Source organism: Mycobacterium sp. IDUB_1, from assembly GCF_055419625.1.
The window spans coordinates 739,160-763,702 of sequence record NZ_JBVAYA010000002.1 but is presented as its reverse complement, the minus strand read 5'-3'; the positions used below and the strand labels follow the sequence as shown (position 1 = coordinate 763,702).

Below are 24,543 nucleotides of genomic sequence, written 5' to 3'. Positions count from 1 at the left end.
GGCGTTGGCCGACCCGGCACCCACCAGGACTGCCGCGCCGAGACCCACGCTGAATGCGCCCGCTCCGAGCCAAGACACCACCGCCGGCGTCGGCTTCCGACGGCGGTGGTTACCGGCACGTCGGTGTGAGGTGTGCTGTGAAGAGTATTCGCTCATTTCTAGTTCCCCCGAAGATCGTCAGGTGTATGTCCAGCAATTTGGTGATGCGACGTGTTGTCGACATTCGATGTCAGGCGTGTGCTGAGGTCGCCTCCCGCGCACTCGACAAGGCGATCGCGCGCACCTGGGCTCCGCGCGGAAGTGCACTAGCGCTGTTCACAATGTCCCCCGCTGCCTGGACGCCCCCGGCACCCGTCAGCAGGAGTATGGCACTGAGCACTTCGAAGCGTTGCGGAATAACTGTGACATTTTTGGCGAATCTCCGACGCCTGCCCGAGCTGCCCAGGGCCATGCTTTTCCGGAGCTCTAAGGTGCGCACGACTCGCCAATGCGACCGTATGGCAAGAGTCCCGGACTTTGCTTGTCTCTGCGTTTGCAAGTAATTCTGCCGTGGCGACGACGGCATGATGAGTCGAGACCGGAGAGCCTGACGCGTTGCGATGCTCACGACCGAGAGCCTCACCCGCGGGTCTTGGAGAGTTCTTGGAAGCTGGCCGGCCGGATACTGCGGTGCGTCGATAGCAGACCCGTTCGTGGCGTCGCGACGCCGCCGGCCGGCAGCGAGCGGGCTGCTTGTCAGCCACTCTTGTGGTGTCACACCCAGCGACACCCCAGCCGCTGATTACAGTTTCGGCATGACATTCACAAGGCTCCCGGCTCTGCTCCTGACGGCGGCCCTGGTGCTCACCGGATGCTCGGGTTCGCAAGACCCGGCCCCGCCGGCCGGCGGCAGCGCCGAGCTGGGTGGCACTGCCGACATCAACCCGCAGGACCCCACCTCGCTCCAGCAGGGCGGCACGCTGCGGTTGGCGCTGACCGGTTTCCCGGCCACCTTCAACAACCTGCACATCGACGGCAATCTCGGTGAGATCGGCGCGATGTACAAGACGATGCTGCCGCGCGCGTTCTTCATCAAGCCCAACGGTGAGATGACGGTCAACAGCGACTACTTCACCAACGTGGAGCTGACCAGCACCGATCCGCAGGTGGTCACCTACACGATCAACCCGAAGGCGGTGTGGAGCAACGGCCGACCGATCACGTGGGAGGATCTCGCGGCCGAGGTGAACGCGACGAGCGGCAAGGACAAGCGCTACCTGTTCGCCTCCCCCAATGGCGCCGACCGTGTCGGCTCCGTCACCAAGGGCGTCGACGACCGGCAGGCCGTCATCACCTTCGCCAAGCACTACGCCGACTGGAAGGGCCTGTTCGCGGGCAACGGCATGCTGTTCCCGAAGGAGATGACCGGTACGCCGGAGGCGTTCAACACCGGCTTCCGGGACGGGCCGCCACCCACCGCGGGCCCGTTCATCGTCACCAACATCGACCGCGGTGCGCAGCGGATCACGTTGGGCCGCAACCCGAAATGGTGGGGCACTCCCCCGCTACTGGATTCCATCAGCTACACCGTGCTCGACGACGCCGCCCGCATTCCGGCACTGCTGAACAACTCGATCGACGTCAGCGGTGTCGCCACGCAAGACGAGCTGAAGACCACCCGATCCGCCCCTGGCATCGCGATGCGGCGCGCACCATCGGCGCAGTGGTATCACATGACGTTGAACGGGGCGCCCGGATCGGTCCTCGCCGACCCGGCGCTACGCATGGCCATCGCCAAAGGCATCGACCGGCAGGCGATCGTCACCGTCGCCCAGAACGGCCTCGTCGACAAACCTGTCCCGTTGAACAACCACATCTACGTGGCCGGCCAGGAGGGCTACCAGGACAACAGCATTCCCTTCGATCCCGAAGCGGCCAAACGCGAACTCGACGCGCTGGGCTGGCGGCAGAACGGCCAGTTCCGGGAGAAGGACGGGCGGCGGCTGACGATCCGCGACGTGTTCTACGACGCGCAGAGCACGAGTCAGATCGGGCAGATCGCACAGAACAACCTCGCGCAGATCGGCGTCGACCTGCAACTGGTGCCGGCCGCCGGCGGCAAGCTGTTCACCGATTTCGTCACCCCCGGCAACTTCGACATCGTGCAATTCGCCTGGGGTGGTGACGCTTTCGCATTGTCCAGCCTCACCCAATCGTATGCGTCGGCCGGCGAGAGCAATTACGGAAAGATCGGCAGCCCGGAGGTCGACGCGAAGATCGAGCAGACGCTCTCCGAACTGGACCCGGCCAAGGCCCGCACACTGGCCAACGAGCTGGACACGATGATCTGGCAGGAGGTGCACAGCCTGCCGCTGTTCCAGGCCCCCGGCAACGTCGCGGTTCGCGCCACGCTGGCCAACTACGGCCCTGCCGGGATCGGCGATCTGAACTACAGCGCGATCGGCTTCATGAAGCAGTGATCTTATGAAGCGGTGACCTGCCGGACCGCCCGCGGCACCACGTCGGGCACCGTGCTCTCGGCCCGGGCCGCTACCCGGATCGCCGCGACCATCAACCGCACCGTGAGGTTCGCCGGCAGCTTGTCCAGTTCGTTTCCGCGCGAACCCAGTTCGGCGATCTGACCGGCCGCGGCCGCGCGGCACACCTGCAGCGCGGCGTGCTCGCGCGTGTCGAGCATGCTGTGCCCCGCGGTGGGTAGATCGACGAGCACCGCGTCGGGTACGAGATCCGCGACCCGCTGGGCGATCCCGGGAGGCGTAGTGAGGTCGCGGCCGCCGGAGAGCACCGCGGTGGGCCAGTGAAATCCCGGCATGGCGGAGACGAGATCGTAGGGCTCGGCCTCGAATTCGACGTTCCCCAGCGCCATCTCGCGCAGCGCGACGGCCGGATCGAGCGGCAGGCCATCGGGCTCGGCGCCGTAGTTCAGCTCGCGGTAGGCGATGCGCTCGACGAGGTCGGGCTCGTGCTGATACGGCGTCTTGCGCTCGAGCAGGTTCCTCTCGCCGAAGCCCACGGCCGCCCACAGCCAGTCGTGGCCGGCGAGCAGCAGGTCGAGCTGCCGGCACAGCACTTCCGGGCCGGCGACGCCGTACATGTCGCCGATCAGCTGCACGTCCTTGCTCGTCACCACCCCGGCCTGCACCAGCCGGCGCACTTTGGCCGCGAGCTCCGCGGTCCCCGGCTCGGTCCCGTCCCACAGCACGCGGCGGGTCTGGGCCCGAACCTCGGCGATGTCGCCGGCCGACAGCAGCGGCGAGTCGAGCACCATCGCCTGGACGCGCTCCGGATAAGAGACCCCCAGTCCGGCGGCCAGGTAGGTGCCGTAGGAGGCGCCGTAGACAATCGCCTTGTCGACGTGGGCGTCGTCGAGGACCGCTGCCAGGTCGTCGACGACGGCGCGGACCGTCATCGCCTCCGGCGGAAGATCGTTGCCGTCGCCGTCGTGCCGGGAGAGCCCGACACCGCGATGCTCGACCATGATCACGTCTAGCCCGGCCAGCGCGGCACGCCGGCGAAACGCCCGGTACAGGGACACCGACGCGGCCCCCGGACCGCCCGGGATGATCAGCAGCGGATGCGCGGACTTACGCCCGGTGCGCACGTAGTAGACGTCGAACTCGCCCGTGCCGAGCGGCCGCCGCACCGGCCGCACGCCCGGAAGGGCGGCCAGCTTCGCGTGCACCCGCCGACGCTTGGCGTTCATCGTCATCGCGCCCCATTGTGCCCCCGGGCCGCGGTGCCGGCCATTCCGCCCACGGTTCGGTTCGAGCTGAGCGAAAGCAGTGGCGCCTGTGTCGCCGGCCGGTAGACATCACCGTCATGACCTCTGTGGACCATCTCACCGCCCTGCTGCCCGACTCCGACGACTTCGCCGCGTTGCTGCGCGACATCGCCGCGGGCGCCGCCGACCGCGACCGCAACGACGAGAACCCCACGGAGCAGGTGGCCGCGCTCAAGCGGGCCGGCTTCGGCACGCTGCGGCTGCCCGCATCGTTCGGCGGCCCCGGACTCACGGTGCCGCAACTGTTCTCGGCGGTCATCGACGTCTCGCGCGCCGATCCCATCGTGGCGCACATCTTCCGGACGCACTTCTGGTTCGTGGAGGAGAGACTGCGCACCGTCCACGATCCGCTCTCGGCGGAGTGGCTCTCGAAAGTCGCTCAGGGAAAGACGTTCGGTAACGCATTCAGCGAAAAGGGCGCCCACGCGGTCGGCAGCCTGGTGTTCAACACCCGCCTGCTGCCCGCCGAGCAGGGCTACCGGCTCGACGGCGAGAAGTTCTACAGCACCGGCACGCTGTTCTCCGACTACCTGACCGTCACGGCCACGACCGATCACGACTCGGTGGCCACCGTGGTGGTGCCCGCCGACCGGCCCGGTGTGCAGATCATCGACGACTGGGACGGCTTCGGTCAGCGCCGCACCGGCACCGGCACCACGGTGTTCACCGGGGTCGAGGTGTCCGAAGACGAGGTGCTCAGCGACACCCCCTATGACGCCGAGCCGCAGCCGACGGTGCAGTACGCCTCGCTGCAGCTGTTCATCCACGCGGTGGTGGCAGGGATCCTGGAGTCGGTGGTCGACGACGGAGTCACGCTGCTGCGCTCGCGCGAGCGCAGCTTCAGCCACGCGGTGACGGAGCGGCCCACCGACGACCCGCTGCTGCAGCGTCAGCTCGGCGAGATCGCCAGCACCGCGGCCATCGCCCGCGCGGCCGTCCTCGATGCGGCCGCCGCGATCGGTGCGGCCACGGACTCCTACGGCGAGGACCGCGTGCCCGACGCCGCGTTGGCGACCGAGGCGCAGCTCAAGGTCGCCAAGGTCAAGGTCCACCTCGACGCGGTGGCACCCGAGGCCGCGACGCGCCTGCTCGAGCTCGGCGGGGCCAGCGCGGCCAGCCGCAGCCGCAACCTCGACCGGCACTGGCGCAACATCCGCACGATCACGCTGCACAACCCGGTCGGGCTGAAGGCACGCGCGATCGGCCAGAACCTGTTGCACGGCACGGCACTTCCGGCCAACGCCTACTTCTGATCGCCTACTTCATCGGAGCACCCATGACTCGTCAGCTGCACCTGGGCGGTTTTCAGATCGCGTCCCAGGTCACCCATTCGCACGCGGCGTGGCGTCACCCCGCCAGTGACACCCGGTTCACCACGCCGGACTACTACCACCGCATCGGACGCATCCTGGAACGCGGGAAGTTCGACTTCGTGTTCTTCGCCGACCTGCTGGCCGCGCCGGTGCGTTACGGCGACGACATCAGCGAACCGCTGCGCCGCGGCACGCAGGCCACCGCGACGCTGGACCCGTCGATCGTGGCGGCGAGCATCGGGGCCGTCACCTCCAAGCTCGGGGTCGCGATCACCAAGTCCGCCACCTACTTTCACCCCTACGAGTTGGCGCGCATCTTCGCCAGCCTCGACCACATCACGGCGGGTCGGGTGGCGTGGAACATCGTCACTTCGCTCACCCAGAGCGAGGCCCAGAACTTCGGGCACGAAAGTCATCTGGGTCACGACGACCGCTACCTACGGGCCGACGAGTTCGTCCGCACCGCGTTGGAGTTGTGGTCGAGTTGGGATCCCGACGCGCTGGTCCTCGACAAGGAGTCCGGGGTGTTCGCCGACCCGGACCGGGTGCGCCGCATCGACCATGTCGGCGAGTACTTCCGCACCCGTGGGCCCCTCAACGTGCCGTACTCCCCGCAGGGCCGGCCGGTGCTGATCCAGGCGGGGTCGTCGCCGACGGGGCGGGATTTCGCCGCCCGGTGGGCGGAGGCGATCTTCGAGATCGATCCGACGCCGGAGGGCCGGCGCGCGTACTACGACGACATCAAGTCCCGTGCGTCGGACGTGGGACGCGACCCGGACAAGGTGCTGATCTTCCCGGCGTTCCTGCCGTTCATCGGGGAGACCGAATCGATCGCCAGGGAGAAGCAGGCCTTCCACAACGAACTGGCCGACCCGATATCAGGGTTGATCACGTTGTCGGTCCACACCGATCACGACTTCTCCCGCTACGACCTCGACGCTCCGGTCGAGGACATTGCCGTCACCGGCACGCAGGGCCTGTTCGACACGGCTCGCCGGGTGGCCGACCGGGACAACCTCACGCTGCGTGACATCGGCAAGTGGTACGCCCAGGGGGTGCTGCTCCCGCAGTTCGTCGGCACCGCCGCCCAGGTGGCCGATCAGATCGAAGAGTCGTTCCGGGCCGGCGAAGCCGACGGTTTCATGGTGTCGGCGGCCCAGACTCCAGGCACCTTCAACGATTTCGTCGATGCGGTCGTGCCCGAGTTGCAGCGGCGCGGATTGTTCCGCACCGAGTACACCGGGACCACGCTGCGGGATCATCTCGGTCTGGGGCCTGCGAGCTTCGACGCCCCGCACCGGCTGCAGTCGGCGAGCTGACCTCTCTTTCTCAGGACGCCAGTTCGATGTGGCGCGCCGTCTGCACTCCGGCGTAGCGCTGCGGACTGCACGTCAGGATGATCACCTGCCCGTCACCGGCCACGGCGTCGAACACCTCGGCCATCCGGGTCAGCCGGTCGGGATCGGTGAAGCCCAGCGCATCATCGATCACGACCGGCACGGTGTCGTCCTGCGCGACCAGGGCCGCGCCGGCCAGCCGGGCGACGATGCCCAGCTGCTCTTTGGCACCGCCGGACAACGAGTCGTAGGGCACCGTGCGCCCCGACAGGGTACGGTGCCCGATGCGCAGGTCGCTGTCGACGTCGACCTCGAAGGTGTCGCCGAAGACGATGCGGCCCAACCGTTCCACCTCGCCGCGGAACGGGTCGACGTAGCGCGACCGCATCGCGGCGCGGTGCCTGCCCATCACGGTGCGCAGCAGCTCCGCCGCGCGCGCCCGGCGCTGCACCCGCTCGTGCTCGGTCGCCGCGTGTTCGCGCTCGGTCTCCGCGGCGTCGAGCCGGCCCTTTCGGCCCTCGGTACCGAAGACCTTCAGCTGGGCGGCGACGTCGCGCAGCGCCTCGACGACCTCGCCGCACCGCGCGACCGCACCGTCGGCGGCGCTGCGCGCCCAGGCGAGGCGTGCGCTCACCTCGTCGGGATGCTGGGCCGCCAGTTGCTCGCCGAGCCGGTCGACCCCAGCCTGCGCCGCGGCCGCCGCCTCGGCATGCGACTGCACGGTAAGGGCCAGCTCGTCGTCAGTCACCGTGGCGCGTGCCTGCGCGAGACGCAGCTGGGCGGCGGCAAGCTCCTCGGTCACGACCGCGAGCTTCTCCGACAACCGCGCGGCACGCATCTCCCGCTCGGCGAGGAGCGTCGCGGCGGCCTCGGCGACCTTGGCGTGAGTATCGCAGTCGCGAAGCGCCTGCTGATGCGCCGCCGTCGCTTCAACCAACTCGAGCCGCTGAGCCTTCGGGTCGAGAGGGGTCTCGGCCACGCCGGCGTCGAAGAGGCCCACGTCGGCGGGCACCCGCGCCTGCACCGCGGCGAGTCGGGAACGCAGGATCTCCACCGAGTCGTCGGCGGCGAGCGCCTCCAGCACCGCGGTGATCTGCTTACTGCTCGCCAGCAGCTCCTGCCGACGGGTGCCGAGCGCCCGCGCCGTCTCGAGATCGGGTGCCCCCACCTCACGCAGTGCCGCGGCCAGCGTCTCGTGCGCACGGTCGAGCGTGGCCTGGGTACCGGCGGCCGTCGCGCCCGCGACCACGCGCAGCGAGAGCACTCCGGGCACGTCGATGCCCGTCGCACCCGACACCGACATCGTCCACGTCTGGCCTGCGGTCAGCGGCACCGAGGTCCCGTCGATCGCGACATCGACGTCGACCGCCGCAGCGACCTCGATACGGGCCGAGGTCTGCTCGAAGGCCGCCGCAGCCCGCTCGACCGCGACCGCGGCCTTCTCCAGGACCGTCATCGATTCCGCGGTCACGCGGATGCCGGCGAGGTCGCGGCGAACGGCATCGAGTTCGCGCTGGTGCCGCTCATAATTGGCGATCCGGGCGGCGAGCTTGTCGGCCTCTTCTCGATCGGCCAGTAGCGCGACCGCGGCATGAGCCACGTCGACGCGTTCCTTGCACCGGTGAAGGTCTGCTTTGGCGGCCGCAGCGGTGACATCAGCGGCTGCCCGCATCTCCCGCGCGGTGTCCGCCTCCTCGGCGGCCGACTGGGCGTCGGTGCGCAGACGCGCCACGGCGGCGACGCGGTCGTCGACCTCGGCGCGGATGCGCCGCCGCTCGGTGAGCGTCGCCAGCGACGCCGCGTGGGTCGATGCTGCGGCCTCCGAGCGGGCCCGCGCCTGCTCGAGCTGGGCCGTCAGCACATTGATCGCCTCGGCGTCTTGCTGTGCTGCTGCCAATTCCCGTGCGGTGACGTCCTTTTCGCGCGTCACCGTCTCCAGGTCGGCGGTGAGCGTGGCGTGCCGACGGACCGCCTCGTCGACTTCGGCGATGGCCGCCGCACAGCGGGCCACCTCCCCGTCGGCGGCCTTGAGCCGCGTGATGGCGGCCAACCACTCCCCGCTGGGCCGCCCGGTGGCGGTGAAGTAGCGGCGGTACTCCTCGTCGATGCGGTCGACGAGCAGGGCGTCGGCGGGCCCGGCTGCGGCGGCTGTGTCGTCGACCTCGCCGGCGACGACATCGAGGGCGCGCGACAGCGCGTCGCATCCCGAGAGCTCCGTGGCCGATGTGGACGCCGCCTGGATGACCCGCTGCGCCTGCCACAGATCGAGGTCGACCGTCTCGGCGAGAATGGCACGCACCCGCTCGTGCGCCTCGTCGCCGGTGAGCTGCTCACGCCGCGGTGCGAGGATGGTCAGCTCGGTCTCGGGCTTCTTGTGGAACCGCTTGCGATAGACGAATCGGTAAGCGCCGGTCGACATCTCGGCCGTCACCTCGGCGCCGACGTCGGCGTGGGTGGGCTTGACCTGCTTGACGTCCCTCTTCGTGGAGCGGTCCTTGGCTTCGAGCAGCAGGTCGAGCGCCTCGAGCATCGACGACTTGCCGATCTCGTTGGCGCCGCTGATCACGATGACACCACTGTCGGGAAACGTGATGTCGCGGTGGGTGATCCCGCGGTAGTTGGTCAGCGTCAGCCGGTGCAGCTTCACGCCGCCCCTCCCTCGGTCAGGCGAAGCAGCAGAGCCAGCGCTGCACGGGCGTCCTCGGCGTCGTCCCCGGACGAGCGCGCGGTGGACACCAGCTCAGCCACCGCGGAGGCGGCGAACCCGCCGATGCCCAGATCGTCGAACTCACCGTCGGCGGGCATCACCGCGATGTCGGTGTGCCGATCCCAGGGGATCAGTGCGGCGAACAGGCGGGCGTAGCGGTCCAGGCACAGGTCGAGCGCGGCCTTGTCGGTCACGGTCAGCGAACCGGTCAGACCGTGCCGGATCACCGTGCGGTCCTTGTCGACCATCAGATCGAGGTTGATGTCGAGATCGGCGATGTCGCGGCTGTCGTCGACGCCGCGCCGCAGCGACAGGAAACGCCACGTACCGACGAGCCGCGGCTCGACCCGCACCGGCCGGTGCGCCGTCACCTCGTCGATGTCGACGACCAGCACATGACCCGGTTTCGGTTCGACATCGTCGAAGTTGGTGACCTCCGGGGATCCCGAATACCAGATGCGGCCCGAGGACCCGACGTCGAGCACAGAGTGCTTGTCCCCCAACGCCACATAGTGCACCGCGCCGCGCGCGATCGCGCTCTCCAGGGCGGCCAGTGCGATCAGTGACGGCCGGTCTTTGTCCGGCACCAGGATGTCGACCGCACCGTGGCCGACGACGATGCGTGTCACCCCGTCGGCGGGTAGTCCGTCGAGCACCTGGGCGACGAGATCGGTGGTGGGGAACTTCGACGACCACGGCGCGGCGACCAGCTCCAGACCCGGCTGCACCTGGTGCACGCCGGGGCGGTCGAGCACGATCACGTTGTCGGGGCATTCGGCGGTGAACAGCGCGCTGGTGTAGACCGATGCCGCGTCGAGCGGATCGTGGTTGCCGGGCAGCAGATAGACCGGCACGCCGATGCCGCGCATGGCTTCCAGCGACTGGCTGACCTCCCGCGGCGCCAACTGGTTGTGTTCGAACACGTCGCCCGCGACCACGACGAACTCGGCACCGGCCTCGGCCGCCAACGGCCCGAGCGCGGTGACGGCCGCCCGGCGGGCCGCCGAGTAGCGGGGCTGCGCCTCACCGCTGAGGAAGTGCCGGGTCATGCCGAGCTGCCAGTCGGCGGTGTGCAGGAATCGCATGCGGATGACCGTCCTTTCCTCGTGTTCGGCGGGCTCGTGGCGAGTGCATCGGAAGTCTAGGTCGGGCCGCCGACAAGTCCGGGGATGCGCACCGACATGGCCTACGGTTATCTCCCATGAGCGACGGAACGCGCACGCTGGTGCTGATGCGGCATGCCAAATCGGACTATCCCGACGGGGTGTCGGATCACCGGCGGCCGTTGGCGCCGCGCGGAGAGCGCGAGGCAGTGCTGGCCGGAGAGTGGATCCGCAGTAACGTCGGAGCGGTCGACGCGGTGTTGTGCTCATCGGCGACGCGAACCCGCCAGACCCTGGAGCGCACAGGCATCACCGCGCCGGCGACGTACTCCGACCGGCTCTACGAGGCCAGCCCGGGCATCGTCATCGAAGAGATCAACGGCGTCGAGGACGACTTCGCCACGCTGCTGGTGGTCGGCCACGAGCCGGTGATGTCGTCGCTGGCTCTCGGCTTGGCGACCGAGTCCACCGCCAACGGCGATGCGGCGCAGAGGATCTCGGCGAAGTATCCGACGTCGGCGATCGCGGTGTTACGCACCGGCGGGTCGTGGGCTCAGCTGCAGCTGGGCGGCGCGGAGCTGGTCGACTTCCACATCCCACGCTAGGCCTGAGGCTCGCCGAGCCCACTTCGGGCGCGCCGAGATCGACGAAAAGGCGCGATCTACTCGCACTTTCGCGCCCAAACGTCGGTTTGGGCGTATCAGGCGCGGGTGGCGAGGGTGAGCTCCATCAGCTTGATCGCCATGCCGCACGCGTCGATACCCGGGGACTGCGGATTGATCCACCAGCCCACGACACCGGCGGCATCGCTGGCCACACCGCACGCACCGTTGGGGTCGTTGGGCCGCATCACGAACGACTGAATGCCGGCGATCGACCGGCTCTCGATCTGATAGTTCAGCTGCTGAGCGGTCTTGCGCTCGTTCTCCAGATCGCCCTGCTCGTACCAGAAGCGCGTGATGTCCACCAGCCCTGCGGGATTGGCCGCCTGCCAGCGGCACACCGCACCGACGAACGTGCTCTGGATGTCGAGCGGATCAGCGCCGACCGTCTGAGCCAGGATGTCTTGGGTCAACACGTCGCACTCTTTGAGCAGGTTGGGGTACTGACGCTCGGAGTTGTTGTTGCGAGGCACATCGCCGGAGCCCGACTTGGCCGCCGTGCCCTCGACCGTCTGCGTGCATCCGGTCAGCAGCATCAGCGCTGCCACACCGGCCGCGGCCATCGCTCTCCGTCGCACGCTCATTTGGAGTTCACAATCGATTGGCGGGTGAGTTCCTTGGCGACATCGCACGGATCCGGGAACGGCTTGGCCGCGTAGCTGATCGACCACTCGATGAAGTCATCGTCGAAGCCGATGCCGATCTCGCACAGGTTGACGCCCAGAATCGGATCCTCGTTGGAGGCGATGAAGCCGTCGTGGCCCTCGATGTTGATGTCCTCGACGCTGGTGCGCGAGAGCTCCTCCGTCTTGCGCTCCCGCCCGATCGGGCTGCCCCGGAACCAGGTGAACGAGAAGTGCGGACCGACGATGCTGCCGTTCGTCAGCCACTGACACCCGGCGGAGTTCGCCGCGGTGTTGACCAGGCCCGGGACCTGCGTCTGCTTCTCGATCTCCTGATCACTGATGCCGGCGCACTGCGGGAAGAACGGGCCGTGTTTGGCGGCCGCGGCCGGCGCGTCGGTCGACGGCACCGTCGGCGAGGTCGGCTGGTCGTTGGAACACCCGGCCAGCACCGGAAGCACGGCCGCGGCAGCAACGGCGAGCGCTTTCGCGGGCCGTCGAATTCTGCGGGGGCTGCGGGTCACGCCATGCACTGTAGCGGCAGCCCATCGGGTCAACCACCGACAGGCCGACTGACCTGCGAATTCACAGTATTCTCAGGTACCCGGCCGCAGCCGGGCATTCGTCGGAGGGTGTGCGACAGTAGCGGGATGCTCTGGGGCCTGCTCCGCCGGCACACCCGGCCCTACCGGCCGCTCCTCGCGGTGGTCGCCGCCCTTCAGCTCGTCAGTACCCTGGCCACGCTGTATCTGCCGACGGTCAACGCCGCGATCATCGACGACGGCGTCGCCCAGGGAAATCTGCGCCGCATCGTCGAGCTCGGCGTGGTGATGCTCGCGGTGACCGCGCTGCAGGTGGCGTGTGCCGTCGGCGCCGTGTACTTCGGCTCCCGCGCGAGCATGGGCGTGGGCCGCGATCTGCGGTCGGTGATCTTCGGCCACGTCACCGGGTTCTCGGCCGAGCAGACCGCCCGGTTCGGGGCGCCGTCGCTACTGACCCGCACCACCAACGACGTCCAGCAAATCCAGCTGCTGGTGCAGTTGACAGCGACCATGCTCATCACCGCACCGATCATGTGCATCGGCGGCATCGCGATGGCCGTCCACCAGGACGCGGGCTTGTCGTGGCTGCTGCTGATCAGCGTGCCGGTGCTGGCACTGGCCAACTACTGGATCGTCTCGCACCTGCTGCCGGTCTTCCGCCGCCTGCAACGCCTGATCGACGGCGTCAACCGGGTCATGCGGGAGCAGCTGACGGGGCTGCGGGTCGTGCGCGCGTTCGCGCGGGAACCCTACGAGCGCACCAGGTTCGCCGCGGCCAACACGGCGCTGGCTGACGCCGCGCTGGAGGCCGGCCGGTGGCAGGCGGTGATGCTGCCGGTCACCACGCTGGTCATCAATGTCTCGAGCGTGGCGTTGATCTGGTTCGGTGGCCACCGGATCGACGCGGGTCAGATGCAGGTCGGGTCGCTGATCGCGTTCCTGTCGTACTTCATGCAGATCCTCGTCGCCGTGTTGATGGCGACGTTCATCCTCGTGATCATCCCCCGTGCGTCCGCGTGCGCCGAACGCATCACCGAGGTGCTCTCGACCGAACCGACGATCGTCAGCCCCGCCGAGCCGGTCGTGCCGGAGCACATCGTCGGGGAGGTTCGGTTCGCCGGCGCGACGTTCTCCTACGACGGCGCCGACCGCCCGGTGCTGCAGGACATCTCGCTGATCGCGCGTCCGCGGGCGACGACCGCGATCGTCGGCTCGACGGGATCGGGGAAGTCGACGCTGGTCTCGTTGGTCTGTCGGCTCTACGACCTGACGGACGGGGCGGTCCTGGTCGACGGTGTCGACGTCCGCGACATGGACATCGAAACGCTCTGGGCGGCGGTCGGATTGGTACCCCAGCGCGGCTACCTGTTCGCCGGCACGATCGCCGACAATCTGCGCTTCGGGAAATCCGACGCGACCGACGACGAGATGTGGGCCGCGCTGCGGGTCGCGGCCGCCGACGACTTCGTCGCCGCGCACCCCGACGGGCTGGAGCAGCGCGTCGCCCAGGGCGGCATGAACTTCTCCGGCGGTCAGCGTCAGCGGCTGGCGATCGCGCGAGCCGTCATCCGCAATCCCGCGATCTACCTGTTCGACGACGCGTTCTCCGCGCTCGACGTGCACACCGACGCCACGGTGCGCGCGCGGCTGCGCGAGGTGGCCGCCGACGCCACGGTGATCGTGGTCGCCCAACGCATCTCCACGATCGCCGAGGCCGACCACATCGTCGTCGTCGACGACGGCCGGGTGGTCGGCGCCGGCACCCACGACGACTTGATCGCCGGGTGTACGGCCTACCGCGAGTTCGCGGACTCGCAGTCGGTGGGGACGCCGTGAGCGGGCCGCTGGGCCGCTCGATGCGGATGAACGAACCCCCGCAGGCCCGCTCGCGAGACTTTCGGGCTTCGGCCCTGCGGCTGTTCAGAAGGCTGACGCCGCAACGGGGTATGACGGTGGCGGTGATGCTTCTCGGCATCGGGGGCATCGCGATCGGCGTCGTCGGTCCGCGCATCCTCGGCCACGCCACCGATCTGCTGTTCAACGGTGTCGTGGGGCGGGAACTCCCGGCCGGGTTGACCAAGGAACAGGCGGTCGACGCGGCACGGGCGCGGGGTGACACCACGTTCGCCGACCTGCTGTCCGGGATGAACGTGGTCCCGGGTCAAGGCGTCGACTTCGCCGCGGTGGCGCGCACGCTGGCCCTGGCGCTGGGCCTGTATCTGGTTGCGGCACTGATGGTCTGGCTGCAGGCACGGCTTCTCAACGTGGTCGTGCAGAGGACCATGGTGGCGCTGCGCGCCGACGTGGAGGACAAGATCCACCGGCTACCGTTGCGCTACTTCGACACCCGGCAGCGCGGCGAGGTGCTCAGCCGAGTGACCAACGACGTCGACAATCTCGCCCAGTCGCTGTCGATGTCGATCACCCAGCTGCTCACCTCGGTGCTGACCGTGATCGCCGTGCTGGTGATGATGCTGACGATCTCGCCGCTGCTGACGCTGTTCACGGTGGTGACGGTGCCGCTCTCGCTGTGGGTCACCCGCTCGATCGCGCGCCGCTCCCGCCGTCTGTTCGTCGCGCAGTGGACCAACACCGGAAAGCTCAACGCGCACATCGAGGAGACCTACAGCGGCTTCACGGTCGTCAGCACCTACGGACACCGGGCTGCGGCGCAGCGGCAGTTCGCCGAGCTCAACGACGACGTCTACCACGCGAGCTTCGGGGCGCAGTTCCTCTCCGGCCTGGTCTCCCCCGCCACGATCTTCGTCGGTAACCTCAGCTACGTGGCCGTCGCGGTGGTGGGCGGAATTCAGGTCGCCACCGGGCAGATCACCCTCGGTGGCATCCAGGCGTTCATCCAGTACGTACGGCAGTTCAACCAGCCGCTGACCCAGATCGCCGGCATGTACAACACCCTGCAGTCGGGAATCGCAAGCGCCGAAAGGGTTTTCGAGCTGCTGGACGCCGAGGAGGAACCACGGGCGCCGGATCGGGATTTCCCGCCCGTGGGATCACCCAACGGCCGTGTCGAGTTCCGCGACGTCCGTTTCGGTTACCGCCCCGAAGCACCGGTGATCGAGGAGCTCAGCCTGGTCGTCGAGCCGGGCACCACGGTGGCGATCGTCGGCCCGACCGGCGCCGGCAAGACGACGCTGGTGAACCTGCTGATGCGGTTCTACGACGTCGATGCCGGTCAGATCCTGCTCGACGGCGTCGACATCACCACGGTGAGCCGGTCGGCGTTGCGCTCCCGGATCGGCATGGTGCTGCAGGACACCTGGCTGTTCGCCGGCACCGTCTACGAGAACATCGCCTACGGGCGACCCGATGCCGACCGCGACGAGGTGATCGAGGCCGCCACCGCGGCCTATGTGGACCGCTTCGTGCACACGCTGCCCGACGGCTACGAGACCCGCATCGCCGATGGCGGCACGAACATCAGTGCCGGTGAGCGCCAACTGATCACGATCGCTCGAGCAGTCCTCGCGCGCCCCCAGCTGCTCGTCCTGGACGAGGCGACCAGCTCGGTGGACACCCGCACCGAGGTGCTGATCCAGCATGCCATGACCTCACTGCGTCGTGGACGCACCAGTTTCCTGATCGCACATCGCCTGTCGACGATCCGCGACGCCGACCTGATCCTGGTGATGGACGCGGGCCGCATCGTCGAGCAGGGCACCCACGACGAGCTGATGGCTCGCCGTGGGGCCTACTGGACGATGATCCAGGCGTGAGGTCAGACCTGCGGGCCTTGCGCGCGCAGGTCGTCGACCTCACGCATCGCGTCGCGCAGCTTGCCTAGCCACTCGTCGGCGTGCTCGCCGACCAGACGCACCGACCACGCCAACGCGTCGGAGCGCGACCGCGCCACCCCGGCGTCGACGAGGGTGTCGAGCACCTGACGTTCCGCCTGCCGTAGCCGGGTCATCACCGGAACCGCCATGTGGGTGAACAGGATTCGTTCGTCACCGACCGTCACACCCCACGAGACCTTGCGTGCGTAGCGCGCTTCGGCTTCGTCGGCGATGTGCATGCGTTCGGCGCGGGTCTGCTCGCGGAATCGGGCGGCCCGCCCGGACGCGCGGGCTTCGCTCTCGGGTTCGTCGCCGTCGGCGTCGGGAAGTGCTCCGATGACGGTGATCTCTTCGCGGTCGACGATGACCTCCGGGTCACCGGCGAACCACTCCTCGGGCAGCCGACCGGCGAACCAGTCGGCGGCGTCGCGGGCATCGGGTTGATCGGCCTGCTGCCAACCGCCGGAGCGGCCGGCTCTCTTATGTGGATGGTGTCTCATGATTACATGATTACACCGTTGCACCCTCGAGGGAACGGGGTTCACCATCGGCGAACGGCACTAGGGTGAGGCCCATGAGCGCACCCGGACACGGCACGTGGCAGCCCGACCCGGAGGGTCGCTACGACTACCGATGGCACGACGGGCAGCAGTGGACAGACCAGGTGTCGGCCGGCGGTCAGGTGATGCGTGCGCCGCTGGGCCAGCAGCCGGTCGGCCCACCGCCGGTGGCGCAGCAACCGCCGCAGGCGCAGGCCCAGGCGCAGGCGCAGGCGCAGCCCCTCGGAGACGGCGGATTCGCCGGCATCAGCGGCGATCTCGTCGACGGACGGTTCAGCGAGAAGGAAGCCAAGGCGATCGGCAACCAGAACGCCAAGCTGCTGCGGGTCCGTCTGGGCGAACCGTTCATGGCACGCCAGGGCGCGATGGTCGCCTACCAGGGCAACGTCGACTTCTCCTTCGAGGGCGGCGGCGCCTCCAGGTTCATCAAGAAGGCGCTGACCGGTGAAGGTCTGCCCCTGATGCGCTGCGCCGGGCAGGGCGACGTGTTCCTCGCCGAGCGCGCCTACGACGTCCACCTGCTGAACCTGACGAACTCGGGCCTGTCGATCAGCGGCAAGAACGTGCTGGCGTTCTCCTCGAGCCTCGACTGGAACATCGAACGCGTCAAGGGCGGCAGCATCGCCACCGGCGGCCTGTTCAACACGACGCTGCGCGGCACCGGATGGGTCGCCCTGACCACCGACGGACCGCCGGTGGTACTCAACGCGGCAGAAGCGCCCACGTTCGCCGACACCAACGCCGTCGTCGCCTGGTCGGCCAACCTGCAGACGCAGCTCAAAACGAGCTTCAAAGCCGGCTCACTGATCGGCCGAGGCTCGGGCGAAGCGGTGCAGGTGTCGTTCCACGGCAACGGATTCGTGATCGTGCAGCCGTCCGAAGGCGTGCAGATCACCACTGCGCAGTAGAGCGTCAGAGCTCCAGCATCACTGTCACCGGGCCGTCGTTGACGAGTTCGACGGCCATGTCGGCGCCGAACGCACCGGTCTGTACCGACGCGCCCAGCGTCCGCAACGTAGCGCAGAACTCGTCGACCAGCGGCTCGGCGACTGCACCGGGTGCCGCCGCATTCCACGTCGGCCGGCGCCCCTTGGTGGTGTTGCCGTACAGCGTGAACTGACTGACCACCAGGATCGGCGCACCGATGTCGGCTGCGGCTTTCTCGTCGTCGAGAATCCTCAGCCGCCAGAGCTTTTCGGCCATCCGGGTGGCCGTGGCCGCGTCGTCGTCGTGGGTGACGCCGACCAGTGCGAGCAATCCCTGCGTAGCGGGCCGGATCTCGCCGACGGTGTCCCCGTCGACGGTGACCCGCGCCGAGGTGACCCGCTGCACCAGCACCCGCATCTAGAGAGATCCGAGAATCTGCTTCATCGTGGCGATCTCGCGCTGCTGTGTGTCGATGATGGTCTGCGCCAGCTGCTTGGCGTCTGCCGCCTCACCGGAATCCAGCTCGGTCTGCGCCATTCTCACCGCCCCTTCGTGGTGAGCGATCATGCCGGTGAGGAACTGGCGCGCCGCATCCACGCCCTGCGCCTGCCGCAGCTGGTCGAGCTGCTGGTCGCTCATCATGCCCATGCTGGACATGTCGTGGCCCTCGTGATTGACCGGCGCGGCATTCCAGGAGGTGAGCCACTGCTTCATCGTCGCGATCTCGGGACCCTGGGCAGCCTTGATCTGGTTCGCGAGCTCGACGACGCGAGGATCGATGCCCTGCTTGCCCAAAATGATGTCGCTCATCACGATCGCCTGCTCGTGGTGGGGCACCATGCCTGCGGCGAACGACACGTCGGCGTCGTTGTGGCCGGCGGCCGGATCGGCGCTCTGCGACATCGATCCGTGGTCATGACCGTCACCATGCCCCGCCGCGCTGCTGGTGGTGCCTGCACTGTCCTGGGCCGAATTGCTACAGCCGCTCAGTAGCACCACCAGGGCGGTTCCCGTAGCCGCGATTGCCGTCGTGAAAGTGGACACCGTTGTCGCTCCCGTCTGTAGCTTTTAATACCCTAGGGGGGTATGGTACACATGGCGGGTGGGTGTGTCACACCGCCCCGGAGAGGATTCCCATGACTACCACCACGATCTCGGTCGAGGGTATGACGTGCGCCGGCTGCGCCTCCTCTGTGCGTGCTGAACTGTCACAGCTGCCCGGGGTGGACGCGGTCAGCATCGACCTCGCCGGCGCCACGGTCACCATCGCCAGCACCGGGCCCGTCGACCCCGACGCCGTGCGCGCCGCCGTCGAAGAGGCCGGCTACCAGTTGGCGAGCTGATCCCGTGCCGACCATGACGTCGCTGGAGCTGTCGATCGACGGCATGACCTGTGCGTCGTGCGCTGCGCGCGTGGAGAAGAAGCTGAACAAGCTCGACGGCGTCGCCGCGACAGTGAACTTCGCGACCGAGAAGGCGCGCGTCGAGTACGACGGACACGTCACCACCGACCAGCTCCTCGCAGCGGTGGAAGCCGCGGGTTACCACGCATCGCTCCCCCAGCAGACGCCCACCGAACCGGAGACGGAGGATCCCGCGGCCGCGCTGCGCCGCCGCCTGCTGATCTGCGTGGTGCTGTCGGTGCCGGTGGTCGCACTGGCGATGGTGCCGGCCTGGCAGTTCACCTACTGGCAGTGGCTGTCGCTGACGCTGGCGGCGCCCGTGGTGGTCTGGGGCGGCTGGCCGTTCCACGTCGCGGCGTGGACGAACCTCCGGCACCGCGCCGCGACGATGGACACGCTGATCTCGATCGGCACACTGTCGGCATTCGGGTGGTCGGTCTACGCGCTGTTCTGGGGTCACGCAGGCATGCCGGGAATGACTCATCCGTTCGAGCTGACGGTCGGGCGCACCGACGGCACCGGCAACATCTACCTCGAAGCCGCGGCGGGTGTGACCACCTTCCTGGTCGCGGGGCGCTACCTCGAAGCGAGGGCCAAACGACAGGCGGGTGCGGCGCTGCGGGCTCTGCTCGACATGGGTGCCAAAGACGTGTCGGTACGCAGAGGCGGTACCGAGCAGCGCATCCCGATCGAGCACCTGAGGGCAGGCGACGAGTTCGTGGCGCGGCCCGGGGAGAAGATCGCCGCGGACGGTGTTGTGCTGGAAGGCGATTCCGCGGTCGACGCGTCGATGCTGACCGGCGAATCGGTCCCGGTCGACGTTCACCCCGGTGACGACGTGATCGGAGCGACGGTCAACGTCGACGGGCTGCTGGTGGTGAGGGCGCGGCGGGTGGGCGCCGACACGCAGCTGGCGCAGATGGCGCGCCTGGTGGAGAACGCGCAGAACGGCAAGGCGTCCGCGCAGCGGTTGGCCGACCGCATCTCGGCGATCTTCGTACCCGTCGTGATCGGATTGGCCGTTGCGACACTGGGCTTCTGGCTGATAGTCGGAGCGTCGGCAGCCGCCGCGTTCACTGCCGCGGTGTCGGTCCTGATCATCGCGTGCCCGTGCGCGCTGGGCCTGGCGACGCCGACGGCGCTGATGGTGGGGACCGGACGCGGTGCGCAGCTGGGCATCCTGATCAAGGGCCCGGAGGTGCTGGAGTCGACGCGGCGGGTGGACACCGTGATCGTCGACAAGACCGGGACCGTGACGACGGGGACCATGACGATGACGGGCGTCGTCGCAGCGGACGACGAGCAGCCGGACGAGGTGCTGCGGATCGCCTGGGCCGTCGAGGCAGCGTCGGAGCATCCGATTGCACGCGCGATCACCGCGGGCGCCCGCGACAAGCTTCCAGACCTGCCCTCGGTCACGGCCTTCGAGAATCTGCGCGGCCTCGGCGTGCGGGGCGCGGTCGACGGTCGGAGCGTGCTGCTCGGCCGGCCCCGACTGTTCGACGAGCATGGCTTCGAGGTTGCCGCCGATGTTCGCGCCGGGGTCCACCAGGCGGAGACCGAGGGCCACACCGCGGTCATGGTGGGCTGGGACGGCCGGGCGCGTGGCGTGGTGACTGCCGCCGACACCGTGAAAGACACCTCTGCTGAGGCAGTTTCGCTGCTGAAGGAGCTCGGCCTGACGCCGATCATGGTGACCGGCGACAACGAAGCTGTTGCCCGCGCCGTGGCAGGTTCGGTCGGCATCGAGCAGGTGATCGCCGGTGTCCTGCCACAGGAGAAGGTCGACACCGTGGTCCGGCTGCAGCGTGAGGGCAAGGTCGTTGCGATGGTGGGCGACGGCGTCAACGACGCGGCTGCGCTGGCACAGGCCGATCTCGGCCTCGCGATGGGCAGCGGCACCGATGTCGCGATCGAGGCGAGCGATCTGACGCTGGTGCGCGACGACCTGCGGGCCGTGCCCGATGCGATTCGGCTGTCCCGCCGCACTCTGAGCATCATCAAGGGCAACCTGTTCTGGGCGTTCGCCTACAACATCGCGGCCCTGCCGCTCGCGGCGGCCGGCCTGCTGAATCCGATGATCGCAGGGGCGGCAATGGCTTTCAGCTCGGTGTTCGTGGTGACCAACAGCCTGCGGCTGCGGGGATTCACTCCAGCGCGCTGATCACGGCCCCTGGTCGTCTTCGGGCAGGAGGTGGCGCTCTCCGGTGGCGGCTGTCCGTGTGGTCCCGCGCTGCCAGGTGTCGAGGCCGGGCGGGAAAGCAGGGCAACCGTGGCGGAACCCCCGAGCCGTTCAGGCTGCTTGACAGGTTGACAATGCATCGGAAATGGCAGACTTCCAGCCATGCCAATCTCGCAGGGGGCGATTCCGACACCCCCGCAGCCTGGGCTCGATCCCGTGGCGGTGGTATCGCTGGTGACAGCTGTCCTCGGCTGCGCCGTGTGGTGGTCGATCGGCGGGTGGGCCCTGTTCGCGCTTGCTACGGTCTCGCTGGTGTCGGGGTTCGTCGCGCTCTTCCGAATCAAGAACAACGGGCGTACAGGCCGCCTGTCCGCGGTCCTTGGAATCGGCTTCGGCATCACGTACTACGTGGCCGCCACGGTGGCCGTCGTCCGGGCCCTTCAGCCCCTCTTCGAACCTGGGGGACCGCTCTCTCAAGCCACCACCCGCCTTTGAGCGGGTGTGCACTGATGGGCCCCGCTCCTATCCCCAATGGCGTCCCGGCAGCGAGTCGAATCGTCTATTTCGACACTCGCGAAGGACGCTCTGTCCGGGGCCGCCCTGGTCGATCATCGCCGCGTTCACTCCCCGTCCGGGTCGGCCCGGCGCGCGCGGAAGAGCTTGACGTCTGACTTGATGCCTTTGAGGCGCCTCGCCCCCGCAAAGGACCACGTGAACTTCTCGTCGTCGCCGATCGCCTCGCGAGCGCTCTCGGCAACCAACACCGAACCCGGCCGGGCTGCGCCGGTCACGCGGGCAGCGAGATTCACCGAGCTCCCGAACCAGTCCCCTTCACGACTCACGGCCATCCCGGTGGCCAGCCCGACGCGCAGCCGCGGGAAATCCTCGTCGTCATCGGTCGCGTCGACGAGGCGAAGCACCGCCTCCAGCAGCGGCACCGGTTCAGGACTGACGAGCATCACCTCGTCACCGATGGTCTTGATGAAGCGGACCGGCGCGACCGCGACCTCACGTGTCATGTCTGCCAGTCGCTGCGCCAATCGCTCGAGATCCTCCGGCGGCAGAGCCTCACCGAGTCTGGTGAACCCGACCAGATCCGCGAACGCGATCGTCACCTCTCGCGCACCCGGGAGATGTTGCCCCTCTGCACGTTCGGTCGCATTCACCGCCTGCGTTTCGATCGCATGCCGCAACTGCAGCAGTAGTACGTCCTGGACCATCGGCCCCAGCAGTGGCGCCAATCCGGCGACGAGCTTCTCCGACGCCTTTGCGATCTCCACTTCCGTTGCGGCCGGCCGCAACACGGCCGCCAGCGCGGCATAGCGCATCGCCTCGGCCGCCCGGGCGATCCCGTCCCCGAGCAGCCGTGTGATCTGCACCAGCTCATCGGGATCGATGCCCGCGGCCAGGAAGTCGCGGGTGAACTTGGCCGCCTCCGCGTCGGCGCGCAGCAGCACCGCCGCATCCGGATCCTCGATGCGCGGCAAGCCCATCGCCCGCTGGATCCGCTCGAACAGCGCCAGATCGACGTCGTACTTCTCGGCCGCTTCCCGCGCCGATACGTAGACACCGTCGTCGCCGATGACCCGCCGCGAGGCGAGCAGCAACGGCGACGAGCTCGCGCGGATCTGCTCGAGACTCACCCCACGCTCCAACAGCCACGGGATCAGCTCGGCGCGCTCGGCACGCGCATCGCCCTCGAGCCCGTCGAGCAGCCCGGATGCCTCCACATCGACGTCATCGGCCACGGGCTCAACCTACCGTGCGCTACACAGGGAGCATGGCGTCTCCGCTCGTGCACAGCTTCGCACCGCTCATCGGCGATCGCGCCGACATCGTGATCCTCGGCAACATGCCCGGGGTCGTGTCGCTGAACCAGCACCGGTACTACGCCCATCCGCGCAACGCCTTCTGGCCAATCATGGCCACACTGTTCGGATTCGATGCCGCGGCACCTTATAACGAGCGTGTCCGCCGGCTCACCGACGCCGGGGTGGCCGTCTGGGATGTGCTGGCCGCGTGCCGCCGCCCCGGCAGCCTCGATGCGGCAGTCGAGCCGGCCAGCATGGTTGCGAACGACTTCGACGCGTTCTTCACCGCACATCCGGGCATCGAGCGCGTGTACTTCAACGGCGCAGCCGCGGCGAAGAACTACCAGCGTCTCGTCCGCACGCCGCATCCGGTGCGCACCGTATTGCTTCCGTCGACCAGTCCTGCCCACACCGCACCGTTCGCGGTGAAACTGGCGGCGTGGCGCCAGATCACCGAGTGAGCGAACCGTACTGCGCCGCATACTCGCCGGGGGTGGTGCCGAGCATCGCGCGGAAGTCGTTGCCGAAGTGCGCCTGGTCGTACCACCCCAATCGGACCGCCAGGTCGGCGAAGTCGACGTCACCGTTGGTCTCGATCTCCCACGCGGCGTTCTGCAACCGGAACCGGCACAGCACCCACTTCACCGGCACACCGACGTAACGGCGGAACACCCGCTGCGTGGTCCGCACGCTCCACGGCGAGTACGCCATCACCTGTTCGACGCGCTGCAGTTCCGGATCGTCACGCATGCGGTCCAGCAACTGCGTCAGGGGCGACAGAACCGGATCAACTGTCGGGCAGTAGCTGATCAACCGGTCGAGCTGCGCGGTCGCCGTATCTACGTCGTCGTCGAAATCCACTGTGTCGCCGATGATGTCGGAGGTGGCGACGACGACCCGGCCTGTCAGCGAGGCTGCGTCACCGCCGAAGCGTGCGACGAATCCGCCGGGTACGAACCGGGCGCCGACGACCGCGCCGCGTCCACGCAGCGTCGTGCGGAACACCTGCTCGACGACCCCGTGCACGAGCGTGTTCGGTAGCACCATCCCGTGGCGCTGCCGGTCGGTGCCCCACTCGCGGGTGAGGTGCATCGACGGGAACGTCAGGACGGTGCTGTCGAACGACGGCTGGTCGCGGAGGTCCCACGTGACCGACCAGAAGTGTTCGACGAACCGAGCCGTCGCCGGGCTCGGCGCCCGTCGCTGCAGGTCGAACGCCGACGAGCTCGCGGGCCGGCCCACGATGCCGCGCATCGGCTCATCCACTGTCGCCTTTTTCCAAGCCCCCACCCTGTCGAGGCTACGAAACTGAGGCGCATGTCCACATCCCCCATCCCACCCGGATACACCTCCCTGACTCCGTTCCTGTGCGTCGACGGAGCAGCAGCAGCGATCGAGTTCTACGGCACCGTCTTCGGCGCAGCCCTGGTCGAGAAGATGGACGGACCCGACGGGACGATCGCGCATGCCGAGCTCGACTTCGGTAGCGGCCGGCTGCAACTCGGCGACCCCGCCGACGCGTACGGCATCACAGCACCGTCCACCGACGACGACGTCGCAACCCACTCGGTGGCGCTCTACTGCGCCGATGTCGACGACGTGGTCGAGCGGGCCCGGCAGGCCGGCGCGACGATACGCGAGGAACCCCAGGATTTCGCCACCGGCGACCGGTTCGCCTCCCTACGGGATCCGTTCGGAGTGCGGTGGACCGTGATGACGCGCGTCGAGGACGTCTCCGCCGAGGAGCGCGAGCGCCGGCTGGGTGAATGGGCGGCGAATAACGCCACCTGAGATGCGG

The 24,543-nt window shown here is 68.5% G+C and carries 22 protein-coding genes; 12 read left to right on the top strand and 10 right to left on the bottom strand.

Going from position 1 to position 24,543, the window contains the following annotated elements; genetic code table 11:
- Window positions 1-794 precede the first annotated feature (794 nt).
- A complete protein-coding gene (locus tag ACZYYX_RS16695; protein ID WP_463815653.1) occupies window positions 795-2,459 on the top strand; it encodes an ABC transporter family substrate-binding protein in 1,665 nt (554 codons plus the stop codon).
- 2 nt (window positions 2,460-2,461) lie between these two features.
- Here ACZYYX_RS16695 and ACZYYX_RS16690 read toward each other — a convergent pair whose 3' ends face one another.
- A complete protein-coding gene (locus tag ACZYYX_RS16690; RefSeq protein WP_463815652.1) occupies window positions 2,462-3,709 on the bottom strand; it encodes an alpha/beta hydrolase in 1,248 nt (415 codons plus the stop codon).
- A 110-nt stretch (window positions 3,710-3,819) separates the two neighbouring features.
- Here ACZYYX_RS16690 and ACZYYX_RS16685 point away from each other — a divergent pair, with 110 nt between their 5' ends.
- Both ACZYYX_RS16685 and ACZYYX_RS16680 read left to right on the top strand, forming a co-directional pair.
- Window positions 3,820-5,034 (top strand): acyl-CoA dehydrogenase family protein, encoded by a 1,215-nt coding sequence (locus ACZYYX_RS16685; RefSeq protein WP_463815651.1) that lies wholly within the window; start codon window positions 3,820-3,822, stop codon window positions 5,032-5,034.
- 23 nt (window positions 5,035-5,057) lie between these two features.
- Window positions 5,058-6,413 (top strand): LLM class flavin-dependent oxidoreductase, encoded by a 1,356-nt coding sequence (locus ACZYYX_RS16680; RefSeq protein WP_463815650.1) that lies wholly within the window; start codon window positions 5,058-5,060, stop codon window positions 6,411-6,413.
- A gap of 10 nt (window positions 6,414-6,423) precedes the next feature.
- On the opposite strand, the gene ACZYYX_RS16675 is transcribed toward ACZYYX_RS16680, so the two are convergent.
- On the bottom strand, window positions 6,424-9,078 hold the full coding sequence (locus ACZYYX_RS16675; protein ID WP_463815648.1) for an AAA family ATPase: 2,655 nt from the start codon (window positions 9,076-9,078) through the stop codon (window positions 6,424-6,426).
- The gene (locus ACZYYX_RS16670; protein WP_463815647.1) at window positions 9,075-10,223 is read right to left on the bottom strand and encodes a metallophosphoesterase family protein; all 1,149 of its coding nucleotides are present in this window, start codon (window positions 10,221-10,223) and stop codon (window positions 9,075-9,077) included. The genes ACZYYX_RS16675 and ACZYYX_RS16670 overlap by 4 nt, the downstream gene beginning before the upstream one ends.
- 116 nt (window positions 10,224-10,339) lie before the next feature.
- Between ACZYYX_RS16670 and ACZYYX_RS16665 the strand changes: the two genes are divergently transcribed.
- On the top strand, window positions 10,340-10,846 hold the full coding sequence (locus tag ACZYYX_RS16665; protein ID WP_463815646.1) for a SixA phosphatase family protein: 507 nt from the start codon (window positions 10,340-10,342) through the stop codon (window positions 10,844-10,846).
- 95 nt (window positions 10,847-10,941) lie between these two features.
- Here ACZYYX_RS16665 and ACZYYX_RS16660 read toward each other — a convergent pair whose 3' ends face one another.
- Entirely contained in the window at window positions 10,942-11,466 is a 525-nt protein-coding gene (locus ACZYYX_RS16660; RefSeq protein ID WP_463815644.1) for a DUF3558 domain-containing protein, read from the bottom strand.
- Window positions 11,467-11,483: 17 nt separating this feature from the next.
- Window positions 11,484-12,059: a DUF3558 domain-containing protein gene (locus tag ACZYYX_RS16655; protein ID WP_463815643.1), complete on the bottom strand. Its 576-nt coding sequence runs from the start codon at window positions 12,057-12,059 to the stop codon at window positions 11,484-11,486.
- Window positions 12,060-12,176: 117 nt separating this feature from the next.
- Between ACZYYX_RS16655 and ACZYYX_RS16650 the strand changes: the two genes are divergently transcribed.
- Together ACZYYX_RS16650 and ACZYYX_RS16645 are read left to right on the top strand one after the other, a co-directional pair.
- Entirely contained in the window at window positions 12,177-13,904 is a 1,728-nt protein-coding gene (locus tag ACZYYX_RS16650; protein WP_463815642.1) for an ABC transporter ATP-binding protein, read from the top strand.
- Window positions 13,901-15,802: an ABC transporter ATP-binding protein gene (locus tag ACZYYX_RS16645; RefSeq protein WP_463815641.1), complete on the top strand. Its 1,902-nt coding sequence runs from the start codon at window positions 13,901-13,903 to the stop codon at window positions 15,800-15,802. Before ACZYYX_RS16650 ends, ACZYYX_RS16645 begins: the two co-directional genes overlap by 4 nt.
- Before the next feature lie 2 nt (window positions 15,803-15,804).
- On the opposite strand, the gene ACZYYX_RS16640 is transcribed toward ACZYYX_RS16645, so the two are convergent.
- Entirely contained in the window at window positions 15,805-16,365 is a 561-nt protein-coding gene (locus ACZYYX_RS16640) for a hypothetical protein (RefSeq protein ID WP_463815836.1), read from the bottom strand.
- Window positions 16,366-16,436: 71 nt separating this feature from the next.
- Here ACZYYX_RS16640 and ACZYYX_RS16635 point away from each other — a divergent pair, with 71 nt between their 5' ends.
- Window positions 16,437-17,330, top strand: a complete 894-nt coding sequence (locus ACZYYX_RS16635) for an AIM24 family protein (protein ID WP_463815640.1) — start codon at window positions 16,437-16,439, stop codon at window positions 17,328-17,330.
- Between the two features lie 4 nt (window positions 17,331-17,334).
- Here the strand turns inward: ACZYYX_RS16635 and dtd are convergent, their stop codons facing one another.
- Both dtd and ACZYYX_RS16625 read right to left on the bottom strand, forming a co-directional pair.
- Complete coding sequence (gene dtd / locus ACZYYX_RS16630) at window positions 17,335-17,766, bottom strand: D-aminoacyl-tRNA deacylase (RefSeq protein WP_463815638.1); 432 nt, start codon at window positions 17,764-17,766, stop codon at window positions 17,335-17,337.
- Entirely contained in the window at window positions 17,767-18,393 is a 627-nt protein-coding gene (locus tag ACZYYX_RS16625; RefSeq protein ID WP_463815636.1) for a DUF305 domain-containing protein, read from the bottom strand.
- A gap of 92 nt (window positions 18,394-18,485) precedes the next feature.
- On the opposite strand from ACZYYX_RS16625, the gene ACZYYX_RS16620 reads away from it, so the two are divergent.
- From ACZYYX_RS16620 to ACZYYX_RS16610, 3 genes are all read left to right on the top strand, one after another.
- Window positions 18,486-18,692 (top strand): heavy-metal-associated domain-containing protein, encoded by a 207-nt coding sequence (locus tag ACZYYX_RS16620; RefSeq protein WP_463815635.1) that lies wholly within the window; start codon window positions 18,486-18,488, stop codon window positions 18,690-18,692.
- A 13-nt stretch (window positions 18,693-18,705) separates the two neighbouring features.
- Complete coding sequence (locus tag ACZYYX_RS16615) at window positions 18,706-20,916, top strand: heavy metal translocating P-type ATPase (RefSeq protein ID WP_463815835.1); 2,211 nt, start codon at window positions 18,706-18,708, stop codon at window positions 20,914-20,916.
- Window positions 20,917-21,096: 180 nt separating this feature from the next.
- Complete coding sequence (locus tag ACZYYX_RS16610; RefSeq protein ID WP_463815634.1) at window positions 21,097-21,429, top strand: hypothetical protein; 333 nt, start codon at window positions 21,097-21,099, stop codon at window positions 21,427-21,429.
- A gap of 125 nt (window positions 21,430-21,554) precedes the next feature.
- On the opposite strand, the gene ACZYYX_RS16605 is transcribed toward ACZYYX_RS16610, so the two are convergent.
- A complete protein-coding gene (locus tag ACZYYX_RS16605; protein WP_463815633.1) occupies window positions 21,555-22,682 on the bottom strand; it encodes an adenylate cyclase regulatory domain-containing protein in 1,128 nt (375 codons plus the stop codon).
- A gap of 32 nt (window positions 22,683-22,714) precedes the next feature.
- Between ACZYYX_RS16605 and ACZYYX_RS16600 the strand changes: the two genes are divergently transcribed.
- Window positions 22,715-23,206, top strand: coding sequence for a DNA-deoxyinosine glycosylase (locus tag ACZYYX_RS16600; RefSeq protein WP_463815632.1), 492 nt, complete (start codon window positions 22,715-22,717; stop codon window positions 23,204-23,206).
- On the opposite strand, the gene ACZYYX_RS16595 is transcribed toward ACZYYX_RS16600, so the two are convergent.
- Window positions 23,196-23,999, bottom strand: coding sequence for an AraC family transcriptional regulator (locus ACZYYX_RS16595; RefSeq protein WP_463815834.1), 804 nt, complete (start codon window positions 23,997-23,999; stop codon window positions 23,196-23,198). The two genes, ACZYYX_RS16600 and ACZYYX_RS16595, sit on opposite strands and share 11 nt — an antisense overlap.
- Before the next feature lie 63 nt (window positions 24,000-24,062).
- Between ACZYYX_RS16595 and ACZYYX_RS16590 the strand changes: the two genes are divergently transcribed.
- Complete coding sequence (locus ACZYYX_RS16590; protein WP_463815631.1) at window positions 24,063-24,536, top strand: VOC family protein; 474 nt, start codon at window positions 24,063-24,065, stop codon at window positions 24,534-24,536.
- Window positions 24,537-24,543: the final 7 nt, after the last annotated feature.